Genomic DNA, 4,536 nt, shown 5'->3' on the forward strand with positions numbered 1-4,536 from the left:
CCAGGCCCGCTTCTCCTACAGCACCGACGGAGTGAACTTCACCTCGTTCGGGCCCGCCTTCACCATGGGCAACGCCTGGCAGTTCTTCATGGGCTACCGATTCGCCATCTTCAACTACGCCACCCAATCCCTCGGCGGCGCGGTCACCGTCAACCGCTTCGACCTCACCACACCCTGACACCGAAGCACCCTGCCCCCCGAAGCACCCTGACCCATGAAGCACCCTGACACCGAAGCACGCTGACCCGCGGAATCCGGAGTCGGCCGACGCCGGCCGGACGCCTTCGGGCGGTCCGGCCGGCGTCCCGGCGCTCACTCCTCCAGGCGGTAGACCCGGGTCGCCGTCTCGCGGAAGACGGCCTCCTGCTCGGCGGCCGTCAGCCCGGCATCGGTGAGCAGCGCCGAGACGGTCTCGGTCCAGAGGGGCAGGGAGCCGGCGAGAAGACAGACGGGCCAGTCCGAGCCGAACATGAGACGAGACGGGCCGAACGCGTCGAGAGCCACGTCGACGTACGGGCGAAGCGCGGCGGCGTTCCAGTCGTCCCACGCCGCCTCGGTGATCAGGCCGGAGAGCTTGGCCGTGACGTTCGGCTCCGCGGCGAGCTCACGGATGAGGCCCGCCCAGGGGTCGATGCCCCCGGCCGCGATCGGCGGTTTCGCGAGGTGGTCGAGCACGAAGGTCAGCTCGGGCAGGGCACGCACGGTCTCGATCGCGGCCGGCAATTGGTGCGGCAGGACCAGCAGGTCGTAGGCGAGCCCGGCCTCCGCGACCTGCCGAAGCCCCCGGCGTACGTCGTCGCGGGCCAGCCAGCGCGGGTCGGGCTCGCCCTGCACCAGGTGGCGGATCGCGCGCAGCAGGGCGCCGCCGGGAGAGGCGGCCAGGGCGGCCAGCTCGTCGGCGAGATCGGGCCGGGTGAGGTCGGCCCAGCCCACCACCGCCGCGACGGTGTGCGACCGCTCCGCCAGGGCCAGGAACTCGCGCGTCTCCGTCGCGTCGCCCAGCACCTGTACGAGCACGGAGCGGCCGATGCCCGTTCCGGCCGTCGCGGAGGCGTAGTCGGACAGGGCGAAGTCGCGGCGGATCGGCGCCATCTCCGGGGGATCGAGCCACGTCTGCGGGCGCAGGGAGAGATCCCACAGGTGGTGATGCGCGTCGACGCGGGTCGCGGCCGAAGGAACGGCCGGAGCCGCCGGGGGAGTCGTCGAGGGAGTCGCAGGGGGAGTCACGTCGGAAGTCACAGCGCGTCGAATGCCTCTCGTGTCAGTTCCCGCAAAGGCCGGCCGGTCGCCCGGGCCAGCGCGGCCAGGTCGTCGTATTCGGGTTTGACCCCCCACGGCCCGTGCTTCATGCGGACGTCGCGGCCGTGCAGGCGTACGGTCTCGACGTGCCGGGGCAGGGCGACCTTCTCCACCACGCCGCGCCGCAGGCCCAGGCTTCCCGTCTCGGCGAAGACCAGGGTCTGCAGGTCGTCGGCCAGCTCAAGGGGCGTGAGGACGTGCAGCACGTGCGCGGGGCGTCCCTTCTTCATGACGGCGGGCGTGACCCAGGCGTCCGCCGCGCCCGCCGCGAGGGCACGCTCGATGACGTGCCCGAGGACCTCCCCGGTGACGTCATCGAGGTTCGTGGAGAGCACGATCTGCGTGCTCTCCCCGGCCACGGGCTCTCCGAGCATGGCCACGGGCTCTCCGAGCATGGCCACGGTCACGTTGGGCCGGTCGGGCAGCTCGCGGCCGCCCGCGCCGTAGCCGGTGGCGCGCAGGGTCATCTCCGGAGCCGGGCCGTACACCGTGCGCATGGCGTGCAGCAGGGCCGCCCCGGTCGGCGTGACCGCCTCTCCCGCCTCCCCGCCCCGCACCCGTGCCCCCTTCAGCAGCGCGAGTGTGGCGGGAGCCGGAACGGGCAGCACGCCGTGGCGGGTGTGCACGGTGCCGCCGCCGAGCGGCAGCGGCGCGGAGTGCACGCGCGTCACCCGGAGATCGCGCAGCGCCGCCGCGCATCCGACGATGTCGATCAGGGTGTCGTGCCCGCCGAGCTCGTGCAGGTGGACCTCGGCGGGCGGGACGCCGTGCAGCGCGCCCTCCACCTCGGCGATCGCGGTCAGCGCCGACTCCGCCACGGTCAGCCCGGTCCGGGCCGCCATCGTGATCAGTCGCGCGGCCGGGCGCTCGGTGGCGTCGTCGGCGACCTCGATCCGCACGCGGGTGGCGGTCAGCGCTCCGGTGCGCACCCGCTCGGCGTCGAGCCGCCAGCCGGTGAGCCCGGTCTCGGCGACCGCCTGCCGTACGGCGTCGAGCGAGGCCCCGGCGTCGAGCAGCGCGCCGAGCAGCATGTCGCCCGCGAGCCCGGTGAAGGGGTTGAGATAGACGATCACCGGGGCGTCCTCCTCGTGAGGCGGTAGGCCGCGAGCGCGGCGCCGAAGCCGGAGTCGATGTTCACCACGGTCAGCCCGGCGGCGCAGGAGGTCAGCATGGCCAGCAGGGCCGTCACGCCCTCCAGCGCGGCGCCATATCCGGTGGAGGTCGGCACCGCGATCACCGGGGTCTCCACGAGCCCGCCGACGACGCTGGCCAGCGCGCCCTCCATGCCGGCGACGACGATCACGCTGTCGGCCGCGCGCAGGTCGCCGGCCGCGGCGAGCACGCGATGCAGCCCGGCCACGCCGACGTCCCTGACCATGACGGTCCGCAGGCCGAGCGCGGTGGCGACGGCCGCCGCCTCCACCGCGACGGGGCCGTCCGAGGTTCCCGCCGTGACCACGGCCACCGTGTGCTCGACCGGCGGCGCCGGCCGCCAGACCAGCAGCCGGGCGTCCGGGTCGTACGCGCCGCCGGGGACGAGCGCGCGCACCTCGGCGGCCGTGCCGGGTTCGACCCGTGTCACCAGGACCGGTCCGGTGTTCCGGCCGAGCAGAGCGGTGACGATCCCGGCGATCTCGCTCACGCGCTTGCCCGGGCCGTACACGATCTCGGGCAGTCCCTGGCGCGCCTCGCGGCCGAGATCCACGCGGGCGTAGCCGAGGTCGAGCGCCTCGCTCATGCCGGTGTGACGGATCCGGCGGCCGGCGGCACGGCGGTGTGGGGCACGGCTGTGTGGGGCACGGCGGTTTGGGGCACGGTCACTCTCCGGCGAGGTAGGGGATCGTCATGGGGCCTTCCGGCAGGACGCAGACCCGCCCGGGCAGGGCGCGGACCGTGGCGGCGATGTCGCCGGTCTGCTCCAGGTGGGCGGCGGCCAGGTCGGCGTCGGTCAGATGCGACGTGTGCATGATCACGCGGGCGTGCCGCTGGATGCGGGCCTGGATCTGGACCTGCCACTGGTCGGGCACGGTCTCGGTGCGGCGGGAGATCTCCTCGAACAGCGCCTCCGGAGAGGCGGCGGAGGTGAGCACGTCCCGATAGGAGCCGTGGCCGGGGAAGCCGTCCCGGCACTCGGCGGCGCAGACGATGGTGCCGCCGGGCTTGACGACCTGGGCGGCGGCGCTCATCCCCTTCACCGACTGGTAGAGGTTCTGGTCGAGCGGGAAGCCCGCGTTCGTCGTCACCACCACGTCGAAGGGCTCGCGGACCGGCCGCATCGCGGCGGCGCGGGCGGCGGCCGTGGCGGCGGCGTGCATCGGCAGCAGGTCGCCGCCGAACGCCCGCACGATCCGCTGCTCCCGGTTGAGCACGACGTCGAGGGCGAAGGTCACGCCGGTCGCGGCGGCGATGGCGCGCACGTCGTCGTGAACCGGGTTGCCCTGGATGACGCCCCAGGTGGCCCGGGGGTCGCCGATGCGGGCCGCGTCGTGCAGCGTGAGCACGGTCTCCAGGGCGGCGAGCCCGGGCGCGACCAGTTTCGGGCCGCCGGAGAACCCGGCGAAGAAGTGCGGCTCGACGAAACCGGTCGTGATCCGCACGTCGGCGTCGGTCCACTCGCGGTTGAGCCAGACCGGCACGTCCTTGCCGTGGCGGCCCATCCACCTCAGCGACGACGCGTCGCGCGCGTCGTGGTTGACGATCCGTACGGCGTCCACGACCTGGTCGCCGAACATCGCGCGCAGCTCGGCGTCGCTGTTGCCACGGTGGGTGCCGGTGGCCACGAGGATCACGACGTCGTCCAGGTCGATGATCCCGTCCAGCTCGGCCAGGATCGCCGGGATCATCAGGTGCCGCGGCTGGGGCCTCGTGCCGTCGCAGGCGGAGATCGCCACCGTCTGGCCGGGACGCACCCGCTCACGCAGCGGGGGGCCCGCGACGGGTTCGCGCAGGGCCCGGCGCACTTCGGCGGCCTCGTCCGGCACGGCGGGCCGGGCGACCGGCGCGATGACCGTGGTCCGGTCGTCCGGCAGGTCCACGACCAGGCCGCCGGTGCCGTAGGCGAGATCAACCCGCATGGTCCAGGTCCTCCCAGAGCGCGTCCGGGATGTCCGCCGCCGCCAGCGCCAGGTCCTCGGCGATCTCCTCCGCGCTGCGTGCGCCGATCAGGATGGTGGTGACGGCGGGGTGGCGGTGGGGGAAGCGCAGGGCGGCGGCGGGGAGCGGCACGCCGTGGGAGGC

4 protein-coding genes are annotated in these 4,536 nt (G+C 74.1%); all 4 read right to left on the reverse strand.

The window, feature by feature from the left end:
* Positions 1–312: 312 nt before the first annotated feature.
* The 4 genes from FLV34_RS38750 to larA all read right to left on the reverse strand — a co-directional run bounded on the left by FLV34_RS38750 (position 313) and on the right by larA (position 4,373).
* Positions 313–1,227: an amidohydrolase gene (locus FLV34_RS38750; protein WP_142652718.1), complete on the reverse strand. Its 915-nt coding sequence runs from the start codon at positions 1,225–1,227 to the stop codon at positions 313–315.
* 8 nt (positions 1,228–1,235) lie between these two features.
* Positions 1,236–2,372, reverse strand: a complete 1,137-nt coding sequence (larC, locus tag FLV34_RS38755; RefSeq protein WP_147945538.1) for a nickel pincer cofactor biosynthesis protein LarC — start codon at positions 2,370–2,372, stop codon at positions 1,236–1,238.
* Positions 2,369–3,037: a nickel pincer cofactor biosynthesis protein LarB gene (gene larB / locus FLV34_RS38760; protein ID WP_142652720.1), complete on the reverse strand. Its 669-nt coding sequence runs from the start codon at positions 3,035–3,037 to the stop codon at positions 2,369–2,371. The genes larC and larB overlap by 4 nt, the downstream gene beginning before the upstream one ends.
* Before the next feature lie 79 nt (positions 3,038–3,116).
* Positions 3,117–4,373: a nickel-dependent lactate racemase gene (larA, locus tag FLV34_RS38765; protein ID WP_147945539.1), complete on the reverse strand. Its 1,257-nt coding sequence runs from the start codon at positions 4,371–4,373 to the stop codon at positions 3,117–3,119.
* Positions 4,374–4,536 lie beyond the last annotated feature (163 nt).

It is taken from the genome of Microbispora sp. CSR-4, assembly GCF_008033685.1.
Classification (GTDB): Bacteria; Actinomycetota; Actinomycetes; order Streptosporangiales; family Streptosporangiaceae; genus Microbispora.

Bases quoted from the DNA above. Each gene is read 5' to 3' on its own strand.
- larB (WP_142652720.1), bottom strand. From the start codon at position 3,037: ATGAGCGAGGCGCTCGACCTCGGCTACGCCCGCGTGGATCTCGGCCGC.
- larA (WP_147945539.1), bottom strand. From the start codon at position 4,373: ATGCGGGTTGATCTCGCCTACGGCACCGGCGGCCTGGTCGTGGACCTG.